Here is a 22,129-nt window from a genome sequence, read left to right as displayed (position 1 = left end):
CGCCTTTCTATATTTCCAGCTCAAGCATTTCATCGATGGTTGAAAGCAGCTTATCTTCATTATACGGTTTACCTAGATATTGGTTTACACCAATTTCCTCGGCTCGTTCACGGTGTTTCTCACCGGTACGTGACGTAATCATGATGATTGGGATATGCTTCAATCGTTCATCGTGACGAATAATAGTTGCAAGTTCGAAACCATCCATTCGAGGCATCTCGATATCCAGCAACATGACATCTGGTATATCATCATGCAACTGCGTAATCGCATCGACACCGTCTTTCGCCGTCATCACTTGGAATTGGTGGCGCTGTAACAGACGCGCTGTTACTTTACGTACCGTAATCGAGTCGTCCACTACCATTACTGTAGGTACGCGATCTTCCTGCTTCACCTCTTCGACTATGCCGCCTTCGTGTGAGAAATCCCACTCGTGGAATCTATCAACCAAGGTTTGCATATCGAGAATCAGTACTACCGTACCGTCACCTGTAATCGAGGCACCTGAAATTCCAGGTACTGCTGAAATTTGACGACCTACGTTTTTAACAATGATTTCTCGCGAGCCAAGTAGCTCATCAACGTGAACCGCAATTGGCTTACCTTCGCCCTGAATAATCAATACCGGTACAAAATCAGAGGTCGGCGGTGTAATTTCTGAGTTACGCTCTAAGATCTGACCTAGATAGCGCAGCTCATATTCTTCACCAAGGTGCTCAAAAGTATCTTTCTTACTTTGATAAATATCTAAGAGGTCGCTGGCTTTGACACGCGCTACCGTTGTGATATTCGACAATGGAATTGCGTATGGCTCGCCTTTAACTTTAACCATTAGCGACTGATTCGACGACAAGGTGAATGGCAAACGAACCGTCATGGTTGTGCCTTTACCGTCCTCAGAGTTAACGTTTAATGAGCCACCTAACTGCAGGATTTCACTATGCACAACATCCATACCAACACCACGACCTGAAATCTGTGTGACTGTGTCGGCTGTTGAGAAGCCTGGCTGTAGAATCAAGCGGTACAGCTCACGATCTGAAGGCTGATACGACTCGTCGATCATGCCTTGCGCAACCGCGCGCTGCTTTACTTTATCCTTACGGATACCAGCACCATCATCTTCAATCTCGATGTAAACTTCATTACCACGTCTGCTTAAGTTCAGCCTGATCTGGCCTTTAGCAGGTTTACCGGCGCGCTTGCGCTCTTCCTTATCTTCGATACCGTGGTCAATTGCATTTCGTAGCATGTGATCCAGCGGTGCAACCATACGTTCAATTACCGTACGGTCCATCTCACCTTCTGAGGTTAAGATCAGATCGACGTCTTTATTAAGTTCCGAAGAAATTTGTCGAACCATTCGGCGCAAACGACTTTCGATACTGTTGAACGGTACCATTCGGGTACGAATCAAGCGATCTTGAAGCTCGGTATTTACACGACCTTGGGCAAGCAAGGTTGCTTCCGCGTCACCCACTTTGGTATCAAGTGTTTCTTGAATAGACATCAAGTCACTCGCGGCCTCAAGCAAGCTTCGCGTTAATTCTTGCTGACGCGTATAACGGTCCATTTCAAGTGGGTCGAAGTCATCGAATTCACCAGAAATTTCACGACGGTATAAAACCTGTGCTTCGGTTTCGATTTCAAGATTACGTAATTGCTCTCTTAAACGATCAACCGTTGACGACATCTCGCCTAAGTTGAAGTTAAGATCCGCTACCTGTTGTTCTAGACGAGAACGGTAAATAGAACTCTCGCCCGATAGGTTTACTAAGTTGTCTAAAATCTCTGAACGAACACGGATAACGTCACGAGAAGCAGCATCTTTAGCTTGCTCTTCTTTCTGTTTCTGACGCTCGACCAGCGAAACAATATTAACTTTTGCTTGCTCATCAGACTCGGCCAAGTCACTCTTATCGAGCTGATATAGTTGAGCAACAATGGCATCTTTATCATTGCTGAGTCGACGCTCAAGTTCTGCAGAAACCGCTGGCATCTTACCGTCTTTAACGGTTTCTACCATCTCTGTTAATGCTTCATGTCCTGTCTTAAGCAGCTCGACCCAACGTTGTTGGCCTGCGCGAGCATCTCTTTGCAGTAAGCCTACAATTTTCTCAAGCGACTCTGCTACGTCTGCTATCGGACGAATTAGAGCCAGCTTAGCTCCACCTTTTAAGGTGTGTAGATTTCTTGCAGCACCTTCTAACGGCTCAACTTTAGAGAAGTTACTCGACCAGTTATTAACTGACTCTTGGTAGTTAGCCAACAATTCTGAGGCTTCACTCAAGAATAGATCAACCAGCTCTTGCTCCCAGATATCGTCTTTCACTGGCGCGGTTTCTTCTATAACTTCTTCTTTCGAAGCTGCTGAGTCCGGTGTTTCTTGTGAAGCAACTTTATCTTCTACAACAGCATCTTCGACAACCGCAGTGCCACCAGACTTCTCAACCTCAATGAATTCTTCAATTTCTCTGAGCATTGATTGAGGAGATGGAATCGCATCTGGATTAGTACGAGCTGAGAAGATTGAGATCAATTTATCTTCTGCTTTAGTTGCAAGCTTAATCGCTTGTGGACTTGCATCTATACGCTTTTCGATAATTGCAGTATATAAATCTTCTAAACCGTGGGCTAAATCACCGATTGGTGTAAAGCCGGCCATACGCGCACTACCTTTTAAGGTATGTAAGTTACGCTGTAGTTCCGCAATAGGCTCTAGATTTGATGGTGCTTCACGCCACTGTTCAAGAAGTCGCATATCATTATCGAATAACTCTTCTGCTTCTTCTGTGAAGATTTCCAGCAACTCATCATCCATCTCAATATCTAGGCTTACTGTGTCAGCAGTTTTCGCTGCCATAGGCTCAGATACTGGTTCTTCTAATTCTTCATCTGCCACTGTAGCCGATTCATCAGAGGCTTCTTCTGAATCTGCTTCTTCTGCTACAATTTCTTGCTCATCATCAGCAGGATCATCTACAGATTCAGTCTCAACCTCGTCAGAAGCCACAAGCTCTTCAACTGATGTCTCCGACTCTATCGTATCAACTGTTTCTTCTAAGTCTTTTTCACTCTCTATAGTGTCAATCAGCTCACTTTCTTCAACAAGTTCGGCTTCTGACTCTTCAACTTGCTCAGTTTCTCTAGCAGTTTCTTCAACCTCATCTTGGCCAAGGTTTTCATCACTAACGTAGGTATCATCAGTTATAGGCTCGTCGCTTTCTGCCTCATCAGCAGCTTGAACAAGTGACTCTTCAATAGTTTCCTCTGCTTCTGAGCTTTCTGTATCGATTCCAGAAAGATCCAAATCCCACTCCAAGGCTTCATCGTCAGCAGAGTCTGCAGTGGTATCTTCGGTTTCTTTTTCATCAGTAGAGAAATCAATCAACCCAAATACATCAAGCTCAGTCTCTAGATCAACAGTATTGTCTTCTTCTGCAGCTTCATCTACAGCATCTACCTCATCAGATTCTGAGCTGTCTACTGTGTCTATATCAGCAAGCTCTAAATCGCCAAATAAAGCATCATCTAACTCATCTATCTCTAAGCTGTCTTCAGATGAGTCTTCTGAGGTTTCTTCTGTAACTTGCTGCTCAGATTCGCTGCTGTCTTCGTCGTCGAGATTCTCAAGTTGTAAATCAACTAGGTCAAAGCCACCGTCTTCTTCTACAATTTCTGGTGTCCAAGTATCTAGCGCTTGAATTAAATCTTTAGCAGTAGGAATAGATAAATTTGCAGCCAGACAATCGAATTGATTTTCAAGCTGTAGGTAAGCTTCTGACAATAACACACCTAAAGATGTATCAACTTTCGGTGCTGACATATTGCGTTGTAATGCACCCGCTAAGCTGTCTACGGTAGATTTTATTTCATCGATTTCTACCTCAGCCATAATTGTCGATAAACGCTCAACAGAGGCGAATAGATTAGCAACTGCGTCAGCACGTACTTCTTCTGGCGTTTCTTGTAAATTCGTTGCATCAATATCAGCAAGCACATCCGCGGCAATATTGAAGACATCTTTTAACAACTCTGGGTCACGACCTTCGTCGGAACCGCTGTCGTTTTCAGCTATGCGCGATTTAGCAACAGAAACTTCTTCTAGTAAGGATTGCTCATGTGCTTGAATTACACCTTCATCTTCTGGCGTAGAAATAATGTGCTGTAGTAGCTCTTTAGTATGAGCGACTAAGGCCATATCTTGCTGCTCAGCCATCAAGCCTCGAGCGTTAAGCTCTTGGAAGTAGCTTTCTATAGGACCAATGACTTTTGCCAAGGATTTTAGGTCAGCAATATGCGCTACGCCTTTTAAGGTGTGTAGCGAGCGTAATAAATTATCGCTAATGTGGCACTGTGTGATGCCTTGCTCTAATTGGCTAGAGAAGGCTTCTAAGTTTTCAATATGATCATCAGCTTCTTGTTTAAAGACTTCGAACAGCTCCTGTTCTGGTGTTTGCTCCTCTACCGGCTCCTCTACAGTCTCTTCTACTGTTTCTTCTACTTCTTCAATTTCTTGTGTCGTTTCTTCCGCCACAACTTCGGTAGATTCCGTAGTGACCGCTTCACCTTTGCTGATTCTCTCTGCACGATCTGCAAGCTCCTGTGGGAATTCGCTAGTATTACCTTTAGCGTAATCTTCCACCATTGCTGGAAGTGCATTCGCTACCGCCTCAACTGTTTCCATTAACTCTGGACTATAGCTGATGCTATTATCAATTAAGCGGTTTAACATGTTTTCAACTGACCAGCTTAACTCACCGACATCAGTTGCTCCGACCATGCGTCCACTACCTTTCAAGGTGTGGAAGTTTCTCCTGATCGTGGTTAATGCATCTTCATTGGCTTGGTCATTTTTCCAAACAGGCAATAAACTGTGCATTTCTTCTAAGACTTCTTCTGCTTCTTCGATGAAGATCTCTCGAACTTCATCATCAATTAAATCATCGTCGTCTGCATTCTCTTCGGGCTCAGCTACTTGTGCTACTTCTTCGCTCGCCTCAGAACCATAATTATCATCGATTAAATCTTCTTCAGGCTCTTGAACACCAACCAATTCAATTTCTGGAAGTTCTACAGAATCCTCAAGCACAGGAAGCTTCTCTGCTTCTAAACTTCCGTAGTGATCTTCTAATTCAGCAATACTATTAATTGCTTTTTCAAGTACGATTGGCAGGCCATGCAAACCAGAAGACATTAAGCCTTCAAGATAATAATCAACCGAGCTCAAGGCATCAGCTAAGGTTTCAACCTCTTTATCACTCAGTACAACCTTTTCACTGATTAAATACTTGCTGATGAAACGGTTTGTTTTTTGCACAACCTCTAACAAGTTATCGAGTTGAGCGAAGCTTAACGCACCTTCAACATCCGATAACAGCTCTGGCACTTTATGTAAGCGCTTAATGTTATGACTTTCTTCAAGGTAGTCGGTAATTGCATCTTTTACTTTATACAAGTTGCCACGACTTTCTTGCACTAACTGATAACGAGCGTTCACCAGCTGTAATGAATCATTGATATCAGAGCTTTTTGTTTCTCGTGCAAGCTGATGGCTGTCCATCGACATTGCTCGCTGAATATAATCTTCGAGTTTAAGGACTGTTTCCGCGATTGAAACTAAGCCTTTTTCGCGATCAGTCTCAGTACCATCGACTAGGTCTGAAACTGCCTTCATTTTTGTTTCTACAACTTCGCGCGACTCATTTAAGCCTAGAATCGCCAATGTATCCGCAATCTTTCGCATCATTGGCAACATTTCTTCTAGCGGCTCATCATCAATCGACTTAGTACGAATATAAAGATCTAAAGACTCTTTTATCTCTGACAGATCTTGGCTGATTGCGCCTAAAGCAATTCTCAAACTTTCAGTACCAGGGCCCTGCAGTTGTTCAGTTTCTTGCGCAAAGTCACCTAAGGTTTCTAGTAGCTGATTGAGCTTGAATCTATTTTGAACATCTTTTACCGCTTCGTCATGGCTATCTAACTGCGCGACGTAAAAAAGCATATTGGCGAGTAACTTCTTTTCACCTTCTTTATTAACATCTTGCTCAATTAATTCACGAATACGACGATCCATTTGGCCAAATAAGCCTTTAATCGAGTTTTTATGCTCAGCTAGCAGAGACTCTACTTTGCTCAAGAATACTGTCGATACCCACCATAACGTATTGTATGGAACTCGTTCACCTAAGCCCCAAAGCTCCTGAGTGATTGACTGCATAGTTGCGATATTTTTTTCAGTATCGACTTCGCGTATAACCCCTAGTAACGATTGCTGGAATTTCATGCGCAATGCTTTTACTTCAGCAACGATATCGCCCTTAAGCTCAACTGGCTCTGGGGCAGGAGGCGCTACAACGCCTTCAACATCAATATTAATCAGATCACCCGCGCCTAAAGGCTCAGCTTTACGGCAAGTACGGATTGAATTAATGGTAGGTAATAATAGAACGGGTAAGTCAGCTTTACCTTCACTGTATCGTGATAGATAGCTACGCAGACGCAGCACTGCCGATAAAAACTCTTCATAAGCAGCAGAATTCGATTCAACTGTACCTTCACCAATGGCTTCTGCTAATGCTTCCATTTCCTGGGCTAGTAACGATGCACCAGCAAATTCAAGAATTTGCATGGTTCCACTGATCTGATGCATACAGTTTGCACAGAAGTGTAACTGGGTTTTATCCGACTCATCGTCGGCAAACGCTTGGATTGCCTGTTGCGCTTGCTCTAGGGTCGTCTCTACTTCTTCTTTAACCCAGTTAAAAGCTACTTTTGTTTGATTATCTTTCATGCTTACACCGTGTTTGTAGCTATAATTGTCGCTGATATGCCAAACAATTCTTTTCGTCTATTCGTACTAACTCAGGATGTTGCCAGTTAATTATTTCACCGACTCCTAGAATCAACACACCACCCGGGATTAACCGTTCAACCAACTCGTTCAATATTTCGACTCGATCTTCTGGTCGAAAATAAATTAACACGTTCTGGCAGTAAATTACGTCGTAATTTCTTTTGGGAGCTTTGGATAACTGATTTAGGTTACTCTGCAAATAAAGCACCCTATTTCTTAAGCTTTCCTTTACCCGCCAGTGGTTTGAATCATGACGATTAAAATAACGTTCACGAATTTCTGGAGCTATCATATGGATCTTACGCTCACTGTATATGGCTTTTCTTGCTGCAGTAAGCGATGGATAGCTAATATCCACCCCTGTTATGCCGTAGAAAAATCGTAAACCTTTTTCGTTTAAACTTCCGAGGGCTAACTCTTCCAAAGCTATGGCTAAGCTATATGGCTCTTCTCCCGTAGAGCATCCAACACTCCAGATTTGGATATTACAATCGCTATTCGCGTTAGCTGATTGTATTACCTTTTGCTGGCATACATGTTGAACTAGGTCGAAAGATTCCTTATGCCTAAAAAAGCTGGTTTCGTGAATGGTTAAAGCATCTATTAACTGAAACCATTCAATTGAAGCCCAGTTTTTATCCTGTAACTTTTGGTAATACTCCTCATAATCCGTCAAATCTAAGGCTCTGATTCTTCTTAACAAACTTGTCTTTAAGAACAAAGCCCTATTTGTCGGGATCCAAATTCCTGAATATTGTCGAATTAAAGACTGCCAGCGTTTAAAGCTAGCAGACTTCATTTCAGGAACATGAGTGAGTGAATTCTGCCTCAAGCGTCTCTACCTATACTAATTGTTATTTAAGAGTGAGTTTTTTCGCTGTCAGTAGAGTCGCTGTCGTCATCTAAACCGTCTAACGTTTCATCAATTTCTTTTAAGAAATCTTCTTCGTCTTCGTTCAAATCTTTTAATTCTTCTTCACCAAAGATATCGTCATCTGAATCTAGCTCAGAATCTTCATCATCAACCTCTGGGATTTCATCTAAAAGATCGTCATCGTTAGATGACTCGTCTATCTCATCATTTTCGCTCTGTTCTAAAAACTCTTCTAGCGAAGTGTCACTATCAAAGTCATCAGTTAGTCCAGCCTTGTCTTCATTCAACTCTTCGCCAGTTTTCGCGAAGTCAGATGAGAAGTCTTCCATGGCTGCACTATCAGCACCAAACATATCGTCGTTGGTTGAATCCAACTTGAAGCCCGATACTGAGCGACGCAATTCATCAGACAACAATGTTAACTGACCAATCGACTTAGCAGTTTCTTGTGTACCTTCAGAAGTCTGAGTAGTAATTTCCTGAATAACAGTCATCGTATTAGATACATGACCTGCTGACGCTGCCTGTTGACGCGCCGCATTCGAAATCGATTGAATCAAGTCAGCGAGGTTAGTCGATACCGACTCAATTTCTTCCAGTGCAACACCCGCGTCCTGTGCTAATCGAGCACCACGAACAACCTCAGAAGTCGTATCCTCCATCGAGATTACCGCTTCGTTAGTATCCGTCTGAATCGTTTTTACAAGTGCTTCAATCTGCTTCGTCGCGTTACTTGAACGCTCTGCCAGTCGCTGTACCTCATCCGCAACAACCGCGAAACCACGACCGGCTTCACCTGCCGCCGATGCCTGAATCGCAGCGTTAAGTGCCAGAATGTTCGTTTGGTCAGCAATATCGTTAATCAATGATACGATGTTACCAATCTCTTGCGATGACTCACCTAGTCGCTTAATACGCTTAGAGGTTTCTTGAATCTGCTCACGAATCGTGTCCATGCCTCGAATTGTGTTACGTACAACCGCACCACCCTTCTTAGCGATTTCTACCGACTTTTCCGCTACCTGAGACGACTCAGATGCGTTTGCAGATACTTGCTCAATCGACACTGCCATCTCGTTAATCGCAGCAGAAGCTCCTGTAATTTCTTGTGCTTGCTGACGCGATGCATCGGCTTGTGCTGTCGACGTTTGCTGTGTTTCTTCCGCAGATTTCGATACTTGGTCAACCGCTTCGTTAATCGCACTTACCACGCCTCTCAGCTGGTCAATGGTTAAGTTGAATGAGTCAGCAATTGCACCCGTGAAGTCCTCGGTTACCGTTGCTTTTACCGTCAAGTCACCATCTGCCAGACTGTCAATCTCGTCCAGTAGTCGAATAATCGCTTCCTGGTTCTGCGCGTTTTCTTCTTTTTCGCGTTCAGCAGCAATTTCTGATTCGGCTAAACGTTTCTTCTCAGCTTTACGCTGGCTCAGATACATACCAATCAATAGTAAGATGATGACACCGAACAGTGCTGCAGAAATATAAACACTACCTAAATCTGTAAAACTAGTCGCTTGACCAGTGAAAGCTTCTTCTACTTCGTTAGTACTGTTTAGAAGTGCTTGAGCGTTTGCATAAACTGCGTTTGATGCATTTTGTACTTCAAACAGCTTAGGTGTACTGAAAACGATGTAATCAACGTTCTCGTTAACGCTCTGGAAGTCATCAACAATAGATTCAAGAGCTGCACGAGCTTCTGGGTTTGTTACACGGCGAATTTCTAACAGGTCATCTCCATAAAGCTGCCCTTCAAGATATACACCGAACGTACCTACGTCTTGGCCAAAGTCTTCCGCTGCAATCGCTGCTTCTTCACCACCACGCAATACTTTCTGCATGCCCGATGAAATACGCTCTGCCAACCATTTTTGGCGCGTTGCTTGGTGAACTTCCTCTGCATTTGCTCGGTTATCAAGCAGAATATCAATCACGCTATCGTATTTACGTTGCATTGCAGGAATCTGCTCGGACAACTCATCAGCTTTTAAGAACATCTGATTTACGACTTCTTGGTTAGCTAAAATTGCTTGAGTTCGCGGGCGAACATTATTCCAAGTGTCTTCGAGAGTTTTTAATTCTGCCTGACGGATACTGGCTGGTGCTGGAGGAAGGTTACTGACTTTCTCTCCATCGATCAGATCACGCAAGTTACCTTCAAACTGCTTTGCAGCCGCATCCAAGTCGCCGAATGCGCTTTGGGTACCCTGCGCAGACTCTGAGGCGTTGGTCGCGATCTGCTGCGACAATACCTTCATATCCGACGCTAATTCAATCCGTTTACTTTGATCTTGGCTTTGTAAAAAGCCGTAACCAGCGTTAACCGCCAGTCCGATCAAAATTACGACCAAAAGAAACGCATAGATACCGATTCCTGAACGGCCTGCTTTTTTCCTGTTATTAGTGGTCTCACTCATAGGTTGCTCCCGAGACTTTTTGACTTCATATTGTTGTAAAAATTAAATTAAACAGCGACTTGATGGAATTCAGGGCTTTCAAAAAGCTCTTTTATCCCAAAAATTCGCCAAAGTTCCCCGTCACGCTCAAAGCCACCAATAATATAAGGTGCTAAAACGGCGTCAGCGGTCAAGTCTGCTTCTACCTGCTCATCTTCGTCGAAATGATGTAGACCACGAATTTCATCCACTACCAGACCTAAATAGGATCCCTCTTGGTCGATGACCAAAACTCTTTGCTTGAGGATACTTCGTGAGCTTGAACGCCCGAGATATTCTTGTAAATCAACTAACGAAAGTAGGACACCACGAAGGTTTGCGACGCCCTTATGCCAGCTTTTGGTTCCTGGCACTTTCGTTGTATGTGGAACTGGGATGAGTTCGACGATTTCATCAATCGGAACGATATAGTTCACACCGTTCAAACTAAACCCAATTCCACTCCAAAAGGCTTCGCCTCGAACATCACGTTGAGGCAATGAGTCCTTATGATCTTGTCCTCGCTGACGAATATCGTCGAGTAGTTGGACAACACTGCTCATGTGTGTTTCAGGCATAAGTCGTTACGATCCCAATACGTTGTTAATAGACTCTACCAATGCAGACTCGTCTACAGGCTTCGTAATATAATCGTTTGCACCTTGTCGCATACCCCAGACTCGGTCCGTCGCTTGCGATTTTGTTGAAACAATTATGATTGGAATTGCTGAAGTGCCTGAATCCTTTTTTAATTGGCGAGTTGCCTGAAATCCATTCAGCCCAGGCATTACCACGTCCATTAAAATTAAATCCGGCGTATTTGCCTTTGCTGATGCTATGCCTGACTCACCGTCAGGAGCTGTAATAACCTGATGACCATTCTTTTCTAAAATCTTGGTCAGGCTATGTGCTTCTGCTGGAGAATCGTCAACTATCAGTACACGCGCCATGTTTTTCTACCTCTCTAATAATAACAATCGCGTCAATTAAACGGCGGCTTTAGCCTTGCCATCTAATTGTGCGGAAATAGCGTTTAAAAGTTCATCTCGGCTAAAAGGTTTGGTTAAGTAATTATCCGACCCTACTACTCGGCCTTTTGCCTTATCAAATACCCCATCTTTACTCGAAAGCATAATTATTGGGGTGTTCTTGAAAGCTTGATTGCTTTTAACCAAGGCACAGGTTTGGTACCCGTCTAACCTTGGCATCATTATATCAATAAATATTATCTCGGGCTTATAATCAGCAATTTTGGAGAGTGCGTCGTAACCGTCTACTCCTGTGACCACGTCACAGCCTTGCTTTTTTAAAAGTGTTTCAGCAGTACGTCTGATAGTCTTGCTATCATCCACTACCATCACTTTTAGTCCGTTAAATAAATCACTCATCTAATGGTTACCTATGAATAGCGAAAATTCACTATTTAATAATAAGTTAGCGATCTTTCTTCAACTGTTTTTTAACTTTATAGGTAACTTTTACCACAAAAGTACCAAACTCGCAAAGCAGATCACATTTTAAGACTAAATTGCTTGCCTTTTGCTTGCAAGCTTTTTAATCGATATTTCTACTAAAGAAGGAAAAATACTCTCCTTCTATTTATTTGCCCACTTTATAGTGTCCAACTGTTTTCTGAAAGTGGTTCCTGAATATTTCTTGCGTATTTGTGAATATAGCGCGGTCTTTGCCTTCGTCTGCAATTGACCTTTTGTCTATATACTTATTTAGCTTACCCTAAGAACATGGTAATTTAGTACAAAATCACTACTCTTTATTATTTATGGCCCACTCTGTACTCGTGGTGATGGATCCCATTGACTCCGTCAAAACACAAAAAGACACCAGTTTTGCTTTGATGCTGGAAGCCCAGCGTCGCAATTGGACACTTTATTACTGCCAACCGCAGGATCTTTATTTAGCGGAAGGTAAAGTCAAAGCTTTATGTCAGCGCGTCAAGGTTCAAGACAATCCAAACGACTGGTACAGCTTCCAGGACGCCTCACAAATCATAGTTGACTGTGGTGACTTTTCCGCGATTTTAATGCGCAAAGATCCGCCTTTTAATATGAACTATATCTATAGCACTTATTTGCTGGAGTTGGCTCAGCAGCAAGGTGCCTTGGTGGTCAATGATCCTGCGAGCCTGAGGGATTGTAACGAAAAACTGTATACCGCTTGGTTCCCAGAGCATACGCCAAAAACACTGGTCAGCGCTAACGCAGAGCAGTTAAAGCAATTTGCTCATGAACACGGTGATGTTATTTTCAAACCGCTCGATGGTATGGGTGGCGCTTCGATTTTCAGAGTGAAGTCGGGCGATCCGAATCTTTCAGTAATCATCGAGACTTTAACTGCACACGGTCAAGATTTAGCCATGGCTCAGCAGTTTATCCCACAAATTACAGAAGGCGATAAGCGTATTCTTATTGTTAACGGCGAAGTTGTGCCTTATACCTTGGCGCGAATCCCGTCTAAAGGCGAAACCCGTGGTAACTTAGCAGCCGGTGGTAGTGGTGTCCCTATGCCAATCACCGCGGATGAGCGAGCTATAGCCGAAGCGATTGCACCGGATCTGGTAAAACGTGGGCTATTGTTTGTAGGATTAGATGTAATTGGCCAATATGTGACAGAAATTAACGTAACCAGTCCAACCTGTATGCGAGAATTGGAAAACGAATACAAAATCAATATTGGCGCGATTCTGTTTGCAGCGCTAGAGAAGCAATTATCCGCTTAACCTGCTATCTTGGTGATGTGGATAACGAACTAATACTAATTATTAATCAATGACGAGCCAAGCCGCGCCTCAATCTGAGAGCCCAAATTCGATCAACCCGCGCAAAGATGCGGTGACACTTAAAGTGTCGCCGATCAAAGCCTCAGATCGTTTAAAATTCACCATTTTTATGGCGATATGCTTCCACCTTTTGGTTCTTTTAGGGATCCGCTTTACCTTGCCAGAGATTAATCCTTCTAAGATTCCGCTTTCGTTAGACGTTACGCTGGCTCAAAGAGAAAGTTTAGAGGCGCCTGAAAAAGCAGATTTCATCGGGCAGAAAAACCAAGAAGGCGCTGGCGACGCGGCTGAAGCAAAACGTCCCACAACCCAGTTAGAGCACTTCAAAAACACCGAAGGCACGACCAATACGCCATCCTTAGAGTTATTACCAAAACCCACGCAGAAGCAGCAACAGCTCGACTTTGTGGCCACTATTAACTCACAAAGAGTGACCACTTCCAGTCTCGATCCTGAAAAAACCGAAGCCGAGATTGAGCTTCCCACTATAGAAAGCCCGCCGCCTGAGGATTTAAAAAAGCGCAACCTTGAACAGGATATGAGCGATCAACTACAAACACGCGGGCTTCGTAAACGTCAAATCTCCGCTGCCGTTAGACAGTCACCAAGCGACGCCGCCTATCTCGAAACATGGCGCAAGAAAGTCGAAGCAATCGGTAATCTCCATTACCCTGAACAGGCCAAACGCCAAGGTATCTATGGCAATCTAAAACTAAAAGTGGCGATTGATAAGGACGGTCAACTGGTCAGCGTAAAAATTATCGAGTCCTCGGGCCAAGAGGTGCTTGATCAGGCCGCCTTACAGATTATAAGATTATCGGCACCATTCGAACCATTGCCAGACTCGATCCGCCAGAACACGGACATACTGGAAATTGTTCGAGAATGGGACTTCCACAAGTAATTCCTAATACAAGCTATTTAAATACTGATATAATTTAAGCATGCAACCAATTAATTCTTTGGCTGATCACTTGTTGATCGCTATGCCAACGCTCGAAGATACTTTCTTTTCCCGCAGTGTGACCTACATTTGTGAGCACACGGACGAGGGTGCGCTTGGTATTATGTTGAGCCAGCCGCTTGAGACAACCTACCACCAGCTATTCGATCATCTTAAGATCCCAAGCACCAACCAAGCAGTATTAGATAATGTCTTGCTCGCCGGCGGTCCAGTGGATAAAGAACGTGGTTTTATCTTACACAGTCCTCTCGGCAACTGGGATTCCAGCTTATCCATTAGTGATGAAATTGGACTATCGACCTCGGAAGACATTCTAACTGCTATTGCGAATAATGAAGGGCCAGAGGATGCAGTCATTGCGCTAGGCTATTCTGGCTGGGATAAAGGACAGCTGGAGCGTGAGATCGAAGAGAATTCATGGCTTATTGTGCCTGCAGACAAAAATATTATATTCCACACCGAACCTAACCAACGATGGCAGCAGGCGACTAAACTACTCGGCATCGACTGGACTCAACTGACCGAGCATTCAGGCCATGCCTGATTCTATCAAGCCAACCAAAACACTAGGCCGATTTCTAGGCTTCGATTTTGGTGAAAAACGAATCGGTGTCGCTACTGGGCAAAAATCCTTAGGAACGACACAGGCTCTTTGTGTGCTTAAAGCTGAGAACAACCAGCCCAACTGGGATCAAGTCGAAGCACTTATTAAAGAATGGCAAGTAGATGCTTTTGTCGTCGGTTTACCGCTCAACATGGACGGCACCGAACAGCCGGTTACACTAATGGCAAAAAAGTTTGCAAACCGCCTGCATGGTCGTTTCGGCCTTCCTACCTTTACCCATGACGAACGTCTAAGTACCGCTGAAGTTCGCGAATACTTATTTGAGCTTGGCGGCTATAAAAAAATTAAAGACTCAGATTTCGACGCCTACGCGGCAGAGTTAATTTTAAAAAGCTATTTTGAGTCTGAGTAAGCACAAAAAAAGCCCAGAAAAAACTGGGCTTTGAGCAGCTCTCTAAAGCAGTCGATTAGACAGTTCAATTAGCTATTAAAACATACTGTTCGAATGATCATCGTCCATCTCAACCTGCAACCCTTCGGTGCCATCGGTTAAAGAGTCCGCATCTTTCTCGTGCAACTTAATACGCAGACGTAAATCGTTTGCAGAATCAGCATGAACTAGCGCATCATCGTAAGAAATCTCGCCTTTAACGTAGAGGTCGAAGAGTGCTTGGTCGAAAGTCTGCATACCGAGCTCTGTTGAGCGCGCCATCAACTCTTTAATCAAGTGCACTTCACCTTTACGGATATGATCTGAGATCAACGGCGAGTTAATCATAATCTCAATCGCCGCACGACGACCTTTGCCATCGACTGTCGGCACTAATTGCTGTGCAATAATCGCACGTAAGTTAAGCGACAGATCCATCAAGACTCTTGAGTGCTCATCTTTCGGGAAGAAGTGCAAAATACGGTCAATCGCTTGGTTGGCGTTGTTGGCGTGCAGGGTACATAAACACAAGTGACCCGTTTCTGCGAAAGTAATCGCTTGCGACATGGTTTCTTGCGATCGAACCTCACCAATTAGAATCACGTCTGGAGCCTGACGCAATGTGTTTTTCAAGGCTACTTCAAAGGACTCAGTATCGATGCCAACCTCACGTTGGGTGATAATACATTTATCATGGCGGTGCACGTACTCAATCGGATCCTCAATACTAATGATATGGCCCATTGAGTTACGGTTTCGATAACCAATCATCGCTGCTAGCGAAGTAGATTTACCGGTACCGGTCGCACCAACGAAGATAATAATTCCACGTTTTTTCATTACCAAGTCATTCAAAATGCTTGGGATTTTCAGCTCTTCAGTGGTTGGAATTTTGGTTTCAATTCGACGAACGACTAAACCTGGCTGATTGCGTTGATAAAAGGCACTGGCACGGAAACGACCAACATTCTCCACGCTGATCGCATACTGACATTCTTTCTTTTCGGCAAACTCCTGTTTCTGGCGCTCGTCCATTGACGAATGAATCAGCTCCTCTACTTGAGCCGGCGTCAGCATACTTTTAGTTGCAGGACGAATCTGTCCATTAATTTTGATACAAGGAGGTCGATGGACCGTCACAAAAAGGTCTGAGCCTTTATTATCCACCAAAGCTTTTAGTAATGGAGTAATATCCATAGCCATAATTGATTCTTCCGCCTCTCTAGAATTCTTCTTTATTAGTCGCTTTCATGCGCGCATCGTTACGCGACACAATGCCTTTGCTCACTAACTGCTTCAAGCTGTGGTCAAGGGTCTGCATGCCTAGCGACATACCGGTTTGCATCGCCGAGTACATCTGTGCCACTTTCGCTTCACGAATCAGGTTTCGGATCGCTGGCGTACCAATTAAGATTTCATGGGCAGCCACACGGCCACCACCATTACGCTTCAATAGGGTTTGCGCGATAACCGCCTGCAGTGACTCTGAAAGCATCGAGCGCACCATCGCTTTTTCGCCTTCAGGGAATACGTCAATCACACGGTCAATGGTTTTAGCCGCAGACGTGGTGTGTAAGGTACCAAATACCAAGTGACCCGTTTCCGCCGCTGTTAACGCTAAGCGAATGGTTTCAAGGTCACGTAGCTCACCAACCAGAATAATATCGGGGTCTTCACGCAGCGCTGAGCGCAGTGCGTTGGAGAAGCTATGGGTATCGCGGTGTACTTCACGCTGGTTGACGAGACATTTCTTACTTTCGTGAACAAACTCGATCGGATCCTCAATGGTCAAAATGTGATCGTGTTTATTATCGTTGACATAATCGATCATGCCCGCCAGCGTGGTTGATTTACCCGAACCCGTAGGTCCTGTCACCAATACCAAGCCACGAGGCTGCATCGATACATCTTGGAAAATTTTTGGGGCCTTGAGATCTTCTAAGGTCAAAACGCGAGAGGGAATGGTACGAAATACCGCAGCTCGACCACGGTTTTGTACAAAGGCGTTAACACGGAAACGTGCCAAATCTTGAAGTTCAAATGAGAAATCCGCTTCTAGAAACTCTTCATAGTCTTTTCGCTGCTTATCGTTCATAATGTCGTAAATCAGCGAATGGACTTCTTTGTCTTCTAGCGGGGGCACATTAATTCGTCGAATATCGCCATCCACGCGAATCAGCGGTGGCATTCCAGCGGAAATGTGCAAATCCGAAGCGTTATTCTTTACACTGAACGCTAAAAGCTCTGTAATATCCATAGGTTAGACCCCAATTTTGATATTTATTCTTACTAATGACAACTAGCATAGCCTCTCAACTAGAACTTCTGCAACAAGAAATCGCAAAAAGCAGCGAGAAACGCGTGAATTTTCAGGATAATGTGCGCCTAGTCGCTGTTAGTAAGCGCCAACCCATTGATAAAATTGAAGAAGCCTATCAAAAAGGCCATCGCATTTTCGGCGAAAACTTTGTTCAAGAAGGCGTCGAAAAAATCCAAAAAATAGATAAAAGTGACATCGAATGGCACATGCTAGGCGCCATCCAAAGCCGAAAGTGTAAAGATATTGCGACACATTTCGACTGGGTGCAAAGCGTTGATCGCACTAAAGTCATCAATAAACTGAACCAAGCTCGCCAAGGAATGCCACCTCTCAATGTCTGTATCCAAGTCAATTTATTCGGCGAAGCACAAAAAGCTGGAGTTGATGAAACTGAGTGCTTTGAACTGGCGCAAGCAATTTATGAAGCTGAAAATTTAGCTTTAAGAGGAATCATGGCGCTTCCACCGAAACAACATGACTACCCAAAGCAACTGCAACAATTTGAGGAAATCTCCACACTTTACAGACAGTTAAAGGATAAATACCCACATATTGATACGCTTTCCATGGGGATGTCTGGTGATTTTGAAGCCGCCATTTTGGCCGGAAGCAACATGATTCGTATCGGTACCGCTATCTTTGGTCAGCGCGATTAAGGCATTCCTTTTAATTCAGCGTTGAATTTGAGGCTTTAACCCTCATCACTATAGAATTAGATTATACGCATACACATTCACGACACTAGCTAAAAGCTAGTGCAAACAATCGAACACAGGCATTTATGACTGAATCAATTGAATTATTAAGCAAAGCAAAAGTAGGATTTATCGGCGCGGGCAATATGGCGGCAAGTATTTTAGGCGGTCTTATCCAATCCGGCCTACCAGCAGAGTCGATTTATGTCAGCAACCGCAGTGCCGGTAAGCTAGACGCGCTTAAAGAAAAATACCCAACCATCAACACAACCCATGATAATGCTGAAGTTGTTAACAATGTTGATTATGTTTTGTTAGCGGTTAAACCACAAATCATGTCCACAGCGTGTGCTGACTTCAGGGATTTGGATTTAAGCAATAAGTGTGCGATTTCAGTCGCTGCTGGCGTCACTTGCGAAACCCTAAACAAGCTACTTGGCGCAGATACGCCTGTGGTTCGAAGTATGCCAAACACACCGAGCTTAATCGGCTACGGTGCTACTGGTTTATATGCCAACGACAAAGTCAGCGAGCAACAACGTGACGCCACTAGTGCTATATTTGATGCAGTTGGCAAAAGCATCTGGGTTGATAATGAAGACTTGATGGATGTGGTCACAGCGGTTTCTGGTAGCGGTCCAGCGCACTACTTCTTATTCATGGAGTCGGTGGTTCAAGGCGGCATTGATCTTGGGTTACCCGAAGAAACGGCACGTGAACTGGCGGCGCAAACGGCCCTAGGCGCGGCGGCAATGGTCCAGCAAAACAGCGAGACCGAAATTGGTCAATTACGTCGCAATGTAACCTCGCCAGGTGGCACCACGGCGGCGGCACTCGATACCCTGAACGAGCATAAACTTCCTGAGATCGTGAAAAAAGCTCTCGAGGCCTCAGTAAAACGTGGTAAAGAGTTGGCAGACATTGCAAATCAATAATGATAAAACCCACGGATGGGTTTATGATAGCTGGCTTTAAAGCTTCCCCCTAAATTAGCGTTCTTGACGACATTAGAGTGATACTTATCCATGAATAACATCAGCTTCACCTTGCTTGAACACATTTCCAATATTTTGGTGATGATATTTTTGGTCCGAATTTTATTACAACTCGGACAAGCGGATTTCCACAACCCAATTTCGCAGTTTATTCACAAATTTACTGCGCCTGTGATTAATCCATTAAGAAAAATCGTGCCGGACTTGGGGCGTTTCAGTACCGCAAGTTTTGTCGTTGCTCTAGCCATTATCGTTCTGAAGTTTTTCGTCATTTCGACTGTTTTTGGTCCACTCCAACCAAAAGTAATGACCCTAGGCGTCATCGTTGGCTTAATAATGCAAGGCGCTCCCGCGATGGGCGGTTTGGTCATGATTACGACCAATATGCTATTGATTTTATTCCTAGGCTTAATGATTGCGAGCTTTATGAGTGGTGGTCGTTATAGCCCTGGAGTTGCTTTTCTCTATCAAGTTACACGCCCTATTTTGCGCCCAGTACAAAAAATTATTCCGCCAATTGCCGGCTCGATCGACTTATCGCCAATGATTATTCTGTTTGGACTATGGTTCCTTCAAGATGGCCTTTACCGTCTTGGCGTCAGCTTAATCACTTAAGCAACCCCAGAGTGCAATAGAATTCCTGAAAGACAGCGCAAATTTTGCTATCTTAAGGGTATCGGCCTTTACTAAGGCGCTGGAAATAGGAGAGCCTCGATGAACACCCTATTAAACGTGAAAAAATTATTCACCCTGCTAGCGATTACAGCAGGACTTGTCGTGATTAGTGTTAGTCAAGCTAACGAGAAACGTGTCGGCGATTACATTATTCACTACAATGCTTTCAACAGCTCATTCATTCAACCTGAAACCGCGGTTCAATACCGAATTGACCGCAGTAAGTACACAGGATTGATAAATGTCTCAGTGCATCAGGTAGTTGAAGATGGCAAAGATAAACCCTTAAAGGTCGCCCTTCGAGGTAAAGCCACCAACAACTTGAGCCAGTTCCAAGAGTTGGCCTTTAAAGAGATTGTTGAGGGCGAAGCAGTTTATTATTTAGCTGACTTCCAGTTCCGTGACCAAGAAAACATGGATATTGAGTTCACTATCAATATTCCAGGCTACTCAAAGCCGGTCAGCATAGACATCGAACAAAAGTTTTATGCTGACTAAGCAAAGTTTTGTCGCCACCGCAGGCACATTCTGCGGTGGTTATAGGTTATAATCTCAGCAACACCCTAATCCAGTCAAACCATCATGCAAAAAATCGTTTTAGCTTCCGGTAACCGCAAAAAAGTCGCCGAGTTAACCCAGTTATTGGCTCAATTCCAACTACAAGTTATCCCACAAACGGAACTCAACGTAGAAGATGTTCCAGAAACGGGCACTACTTTTGTCGAAAACGCCATTATCAAGGCAAGACACGCGGCCGAAGTTACCGGACTTCCGGCGATTGCTGATGACTCAGGAATTGAAATTGATTATTTGGACGGTCAACCGGGGATCTATTCAGCTCGCTTTGCGCTATGCGAAGGCGCTACCGAGGGCGGCGACCAAGCTAACAACGATTTACTGCTCGAGAAACTGCAAGGCGTACCACAAGCAGATCGCACAGCACGCTATCAATGCGTTTTAGTCTTTATGAAACATGCCAAAGATCCAACACCTTTAATCTGCCAGGGTAGCTGGGAAGGCCGAATTCTTAATGAAGAAGTTGGTGATGGCGGCTTTGGCTACGATCCTCTTTTCTGGTGTGAAGAGCATAATTGCTCAGCGGCACAGCTCACTCCCGAGCAAAAAACCGCTATCAGTCACCGTGGCAAAGCGCTCATGGAATTGATGCATAAATTGAAAGAGTCACTTGCTTAATGCTGACCAATCCGCCTTTATCGCTTTATATCCATATCCCATGGTGTGTCCGTAAATGTCCTTATTGTGACTTTAATTCCCATGCGGTAAAAAACCTGAAGTCAGAGAAGCAAACAGAGTTTGACCTTCCAGAGCAAGAATATATCGATCGCTTGATCGAGGATTTAGAGCAAGAGCTGCCAAAGGTTTGGGGCCGACGTTTACACAGTATCTTTATCGGCGGTGGCACGCCAAGTCTGTTTAGCCCAGAGTCTTTAGATAGACTGCTGAGCGCTGTAAGAGCTCGACTGCCTTTTGAGAGCGATATTGAAATTACCATGGAAGCCAATCCTGGGACTTTCGAAGCGGAAAAATTCCGCGGTTTCCGAAAAGCTGGGATTAATCGCCTATCGATTGGTGTGCAAAGCTTTAACGCCAACCACCTTGAGCAACTCGGACGAATCCATAACCCACAGCAAGCGATCGATGCAGCAAAGTTTGCCCACAAAGCAGGTTACGACTCTTTTAATTTAGACTTGATGCACGGCTTGCCCAATCAAACTCTTGAGCAAGCGTTGAGTGATTTAGAAACGGCTATAAGTCTTAAACCTCATCATATTTCTTGGTATCAACTCACGCTTGAACCGAACACTTTATTTCATCAACAGCCACCTCAGTTGCCCCATGATGAAGTCTTGTGGGATATTCAAGAAGCTGGCCAAAAGCTTCTTGCCGACAGTGGCTATCATCAGTACGAAACCTCGGCCTATAGCAAGTCGCCAAGACTTAGAGCCAAGCATAACCTCAATTATTGGCAATTTGGTGATTATTTAGGGATTGGTGCTGGCGCCCACGGCAAAATCACTCGCCTCGATTTAGGCGAAATTCATCGCACTACTAAAAAGCGCCATCCTAAGGATTATTTACAAGGATCGCTCAGCGAGATTAGTCAAGATACGGCGATTGCCAAGCACGAACTCCCTTTTGAGTTTATGCTTAATGCTCTACGCCTTATCGACGGCGTACCTGTCACTCTATTTTCGCAATACACAGGCTTACCGATTAACCACATTCGTGAAGTACTGCAGGAAGCCGTAGCCGATGGCTTGCTCGAAAACGATCCTGCTCGACTCCAACCTACCGAAAAAGGCGCATTGTTTCTTAACGAATTGTTAGAGCGCTTTATACCAAACTCAGAATCAAAAAATAACGAGCCAAGTTCAGCTAGCATACAGTTCACCCAACTATAATTTCACCATAACACTACGTTAGTTTTGCTAACCGTTAATATGACAAAAGCATATTAACGGTCTATGCTATTTCTAAATCAATTTATTGGTAGGG

18 protein-coding genes are annotated in these 22,129 nt (G+C 44.1%); 10 read left to right on the top strand and 8 right to left on the bottom strand.

Annotation, left to right across the window (positions count from 1 at the left end; genetic code table 11):
* Nucleotides 1-7: 7 nt before the first annotated feature.
* Genes DL796_RS04765 through pilG form a run of 6 tightly spaced genes read right to left on the bottom strand, consistent with a single transcriptional unit; the run spans nt 8 to nt 11,559 of the window.
* Nucleotides 8-6,799, bottom strand: coding sequence for an Hpt domain-containing protein (locus tag DL796_RS04765; protein WP_110200487.1), 6,792 nt, complete (start codon nt 6,797-6,799; stop codon nt 8-10).
* A gap of 19 nt (nt 6,800-6,818) precedes the next feature.
* Nucleotides 6,819-7,661 carry a CheR family methyltransferase gene (locus tag DL796_RS04760; protein ID WP_110200485.1) on the bottom strand — a complete coding sequence of 281 codons (843 nt, stop codon included), beginning with the start codon at nt 7,659-7,661 and terminating at the stop codon, nt 6,819-6,821.
* Between the two features lie 59 nt (nt 7,662-7,720).
* Complete coding sequence (locus DL796_RS04755) at nt 7,721-10,153, bottom strand: methyl-accepting chemotaxis protein (RefSeq protein ID WP_110200483.1); 2,433 nt, start codon at nt 10,151-10,153, stop codon at nt 7,721-7,723.
* 47 nt (nt 10,154-10,200) lie between these two features.
* Nucleotides 10,201-10,734, bottom strand: a complete 534-nt coding sequence (locus DL796_RS04750; protein WP_227592967.1) for a chemotaxis protein CheW — start codon at nt 10,732-10,734, stop codon at nt 10,201-10,203.
* A 21-nt stretch (nt 10,735-10,755) separates the two neighbouring features.
* Nucleotides 10,756-11,121 (bottom strand): response regulator transcription factor, encoded by a 366-nt coding sequence (locus tag DL796_RS04745; protein ID WP_110200479.1) that lies wholly within the window; start codon nt 11,119-11,121, stop codon nt 10,756-10,758.
* A 36-nt stretch (nt 11,122-11,157) separates the two neighbouring features.
* Nucleotides 11,158-11,559 (bottom strand): twitching motility response regulator PilG, encoded by a 402-nt coding sequence (gene pilG / locus DL796_RS04740; RefSeq protein ID WP_110200477.1) that lies wholly within the window; start codon nt 11,557-11,559, stop codon nt 11,158-11,160.
* A 392-nt stretch (nt 11,560-11,951) separates the two neighbouring features.
* Here pilG and gshB point away from each other — a divergent pair, with 392 nt between their 5' ends.
* Genes gshB through ruvX form a run of 4 tightly spaced genes read left to right on the top strand, consistent with a single transcriptional unit; the run spans nt 11,952 to nt 14,909 of the window.
* Nucleotides 11,952-12,908, top strand: a complete 957-nt coding sequence (gshB, locus tag DL796_RS04735; RefSeq protein WP_110200475.1) for a glutathione synthase — start codon at nt 11,952-11,954, stop codon at nt 12,906-12,908.
* A gap of 49 nt (nt 12,909-12,957) precedes the next feature.
* Nucleotides 12,958-13,872, top strand: coding sequence for an energy transducer TonB (locus tag DL796_RS04730; RefSeq protein WP_110200473.1), 915 nt, complete (start codon nt 12,958-12,960; stop codon nt 13,870-13,872).
* A gap of 40 nt (nt 13,873-13,912) precedes the next feature.
* Nucleotides 13,913-14,476: a YqgE/AlgH family protein gene (locus tag DL796_RS04725; protein ID WP_110200472.1), complete on the top strand. Its 564-nt coding sequence runs from the start codon at nt 13,913-13,915 to the stop codon at nt 14,474-14,476.
* Nucleotides 14,469-14,909, top strand: coding sequence for a Holliday junction resolvase RuvX (gene ruvX, locus DL796_RS04720; protein ID WP_110200470.1), 441 nt, complete (start codon nt 14,469-14,471; stop codon nt 14,907-14,909). The genes DL796_RS04725 and ruvX overlap by 8 nt, the downstream gene beginning before the upstream one ends.
* A 75-nt stretch (nt 14,910-14,984) precedes the next feature.
* On the opposite strand, the gene DL796_RS04715 is transcribed toward ruvX, so the two are convergent.
* Complete coding sequence (locus DL796_RS04715; RefSeq protein ID WP_455196249.1) at nt 14,985-16,130, bottom strand: PilT/PilU family type 4a pilus ATPase; 1,146 nt, start codon at nt 16,128-16,130, stop codon at nt 14,985-14,987.
* 19 nt (nt 16,131-16,149) lie between these two features.
* Complete coding sequence (locus tag DL796_RS04710) at nt 16,150-17,184, bottom strand: type IV pilus twitching motility protein PilT (protein WP_110200468.1); 1,035 nt, start codon at nt 17,182-17,184, stop codon at nt 16,150-16,152.
* 35 nt (nt 17,185-17,219) lie between these two features.
* On the opposite strand from DL796_RS04710, the gene DL796_RS04705 reads away from it, so the two are divergent.
* The 6 genes from DL796_RS04705 to hemW all read left to right on the top strand — a co-directional run bounded on the left by DL796_RS04705 (nt 17,220) and on the right by hemW (nt 22,035).
* On the top strand, nt 17,220-17,903 hold the full coding sequence (locus tag DL796_RS04705; RefSeq protein ID WP_110200466.1) for a YggS family pyridoxal phosphate-dependent enzyme: 684 nt from the start codon (nt 17,220-17,222) through the stop codon (nt 17,901-17,903).
* A gap of 125 nt (nt 17,904-18,028) precedes the next feature.
* On the top strand, nt 18,029-18,877 hold the full coding sequence (gene proC, locus DL796_RS04700) for a pyrroline-5-carboxylate reductase (RefSeq protein WP_110200464.1): 849 nt from the start codon (nt 18,029-18,031) through the stop codon (nt 18,875-18,877).
* A 90-nt stretch (nt 18,878-18,967) separates the two neighbouring features.
* The gene (locus tag DL796_RS04695; protein ID WP_110200462.1) at nt 18,968-19,552 is read left to right on the top strand and encodes a YggT family protein; all 585 of its coding nucleotides are present in this window, start codon (nt 18,968-18,970) and stop codon (nt 19,550-19,552) included.
* A gap of 99 nt (nt 19,553-19,651) precedes the next feature.
* The gene (locus DL796_RS04690; RefSeq protein ID WP_110200460.1) at nt 19,652-20,110 is read left to right on the top strand and encodes a DUF4426 domain-containing protein; all 459 of its coding nucleotides are present in this window, start codon (nt 19,652-19,654) and stop codon (nt 20,108-20,110) included.
* An 84-nt stretch (nt 20,111-20,194) separates the two neighbouring features.
* Nucleotides 20,195-20,806 (top strand): RdgB/HAM1 family non-canonical purine NTP pyrophosphatase, encoded by a 612-nt coding sequence (gene rdgB, locus DL796_RS04685; protein WP_110200458.1) that lies wholly within the window; start codon nt 20,195-20,197, stop codon nt 20,804-20,806.
* Entirely contained in the window at nt 20,806-22,035 is a 1,230-nt protein-coding gene (hemW, locus tag DL796_RS04680) for a radical SAM family heme chaperone HemW (protein ID WP_110200456.1), read from the top strand. Before rdgB ends, hemW begins: the two co-directional genes overlap by 1 nt.
* Nucleotides 22,036-22,129 lie beyond the last annotated feature (94 nt).

The organism is Kangiella spongicola (assembly GCF_003194565.2).
GTDB classification, from domain to species: domain Bacteria; phylum Pseudomonadota; class Gammaproteobacteria; order Enterobacterales; family Kangiellaceae; genus Kangiella; species Kangiella spongicola.
Note: the sequence above shows the minus strand (reverse complement) of the source record. Positions and strands in the feature narration are given on the sequence as shown.

What these genes read in the sequence shown, in the direction of transcription:
- DL796_RS04765 (WP_110200487.1), bottom strand. Translation starts at nt 6,799, where the DNA reads ATGAAAGATAATCAAACAAAAGTAGCTTTTAACTGGGTTAAAGAAGAA.
- DL796_RS04760 (WP_110200485.1), bottom strand. Translation starts at nt 7,661, where the DNA reads ATGAAGTCTGCTAGCTTTAAACGCTGGCAGTCTTTAATTCGACAATAT.
- DL796_RS04755 (WP_110200483.1), bottom strand. Translation starts at nt 10,153, where the DNA reads ATGAGTGAGACCACTAATAACAGGAAAAAAGCAGGCCGTTCAGGAATC.
- DL796_RS04750 (WP_227592967.1), bottom strand. Translation starts at nt 10,734, where the DNA reads ATGAGCAGTGTTGTCCAACTACTCGACGATATTCGTCAGCGAGGACAA.
- DL796_RS04745 (WP_110200479.1), bottom strand. Translation starts at nt 11,121, where the DNA reads ATGGCGCGTGTACTGATAGTTGACGATTCTCCAGCAGAAGCACATAGC.
- pilG (WP_110200477.1), bottom strand. Translation starts at nt 11,559, where the DNA reads ATGAGTGATTTATTTAACGGACTAAAAGTGATGGTAGTGGATGATAGC.
- gshB (WP_110200475.1), top strand. Translation starts at nt 11,952, where the DNA reads ATGGCCCACTCTGTACTCGTGGTGATGGATCCCATTGACTCCGTCAAA.
- DL796_RS04730 (WP_110200473.1), top strand. Translation starts at nt 12,958, where the DNA reads ATGACGAGCCAAGCCGCGCCTCAATCTGAGAGCCCAAATTCGATCAAC.
- DL796_RS04725 (WP_110200472.1), top strand. Translation starts at nt 13,913, where the DNA reads ATGCAACCAATTAATTCTTTGGCTGATCACTTGTTGATCGCTATGCCA.
- ruvX (WP_110200470.1), top strand. Translation starts at nt 14,469, where the DNA reads ATGCCTGATTCTATCAAGCCAACCAAAACACTAGGCCGATTTCTAGGC.
- DL796_RS04715 (WP_455196249.1), bottom strand. Translation starts at nt 16,130, where the DNA reads ATGGCTATGGATATTACTCCATTACTAAAAGCTTTGGTGGATAATAAA.
- DL796_RS04710 (WP_110200468.1), bottom strand. Translation starts at nt 17,184, where the DNA reads ATGGATATTACAGAGCTTTTAGCGTTCAGTGTAAAGAATAACGCTTCG.
- DL796_RS04705 (WP_110200466.1), top strand. Translation starts at nt 17,220, where the DNA reads ATGACAACTAGCATAGCCTCTCAACTAGAACTTCTGCAACAAGAAATC.
- proC (WP_110200464.1), top strand. Translation starts at nt 18,029, where the DNA reads ATGACTGAATCAATTGAATTATTAAGCAAAGCAAAAGTAGGATTTATC.
- DL796_RS04695 (WP_110200462.1), top strand. Translation starts at nt 18,968, where the DNA reads ATGAATAACATCAGCTTCACCTTGCTTGAACACATTTCCAATATTTTG.
- DL796_RS04690 (WP_110200460.1), top strand. Translation starts at nt 19,652, where the DNA reads ATGAACACCCTATTAAACGTGAAAAAATTATTCACCCTGCTAGCGATT.
- rdgB (WP_110200458.1), top strand. Translation starts at nt 20,195, where the DNA reads ATGCAAAAAATCGTTTTAGCTTCCGGTAACCGCAAAAAAGTCGCCGAG.
- hemW (WP_110200456.1), top strand. Translation starts at nt 20,806, where the DNA reads ATGCTGACCAATCCGCCTTTATCGCTTTATATCCATATCCCATGGTGT.